2 protein-coding genes are annotated in these 1,051 nt (G+C 66.6%); both read right to left on the bottom strand.

Features of this window, described 5'->3' with window-relative positions:
- The coding region (locus AC097L_RS26185; RefSeq protein ID WP_479589608.1) for a TetR/AcrR family transcriptional regulator at positions 1-357 on the bottom strand (357 nt) is incomplete at its 3' end.
- Between the two features lie 5 nt (positions 358-362).
- Positions 363-1,051 (bottom strand): acyl-CoA dehydrogenase family protein (locus AC097L_RS26180; protein ID WP_479589607.1); only part of this gene is annotated, 689 nt, incomplete at its 5' end.

Genomic DNA, 1,051 nt, shown 5'->3' with positions numbered 1-1,051 from the left:
CGTGAGCAAAGGGCCACCGGCGGCACGGACCGCTACATCGGCCACACTGCCGAACAATTGGCTGTAAGTGGCGACCATTTCCTCGGCCATACGCTGGCCCAGTTCGGGCAGGATTTCATCCAGCGACTCGAAGTATTTGTAGAAGGTGCCACGCGACACACCGGCCACGCGGACCACGTCGTCGATCACCGGGCGGGTGCCGGGGGCGCTACCGGCGTAGGCATCGAAGGTGGCGGCCAGCAGGCGCTCGCGCATGCGGCCCCGCTTTTCGGCACCCACGCGGGAGCGGAAGTCGGCGGAGGCATCCACAGGCGGCTGCGCTGCTGCATCGGTAGAAGTTGAGAGTGATGTGGACATGGCAATCAGGCGGCGTCTATGCGCGCCAACAGGTTCAGGTTGGAGTCCTGCCCCACCAGGGCGCGGCCATAGAGTTCGTTGGACAAAATGGTGTTCAGCGCCGTGTGCCGCGAACCCAGGCTCAGGTCGCGCCAATGCCGCTGCAAGGGGCTGCTGGCGGCAAAAGCGCCCGGCCCGGCGACATCCATCAGGCGTTCGCCCGCACGCCGTAACTGGCGCATGGCATAGCCGCAATCGGCCTGGATGCGGGCCTTCTCAAAGCCGGTCAGCAAACGGGTTTGGGCGGTTTCGTCGATCTGCGCCACCGCACGGCGTACATGCAGCCAGGCCGAATCGATCTCCAGCGCCGCCTCGCCCAGTTGGCCCACAAAAGCCTGCGAATCCGCCTGCACCGGGTATTTCCAGCCGATCACCGGGCGGGCCGACAAACCCGCACGCACGGCATCCAGCAGGGCCGTGGCCGCGCCCAGCATGGGCGACAGCACACCCAGGGGAAACAAGGGCTCCATCGGCCAGCGGTCGCGCGGCTCCAGGTTTGCCGACGACGCACTGGCGCTGCCCCGGCGCATTTGCGAGAAACGCAGTACCAGTTCCTTAGGCACCAGCGCCTGGTCGGCCACCACGGTGTTGCTGCCAGAGGCCGACAGGCCCGCCATGTTCCAGGTGTCGCGGATGCTCACCGCATCGCCACGCA

The organism is Rhodoferax sp. RT5P35, from assembly GCF_056521385.1.
The sequence above is the reverse complement of the archived record's forward strand: the minus strand, read 5'-3'. Positions and strand labels throughout refer to the sequence as shown.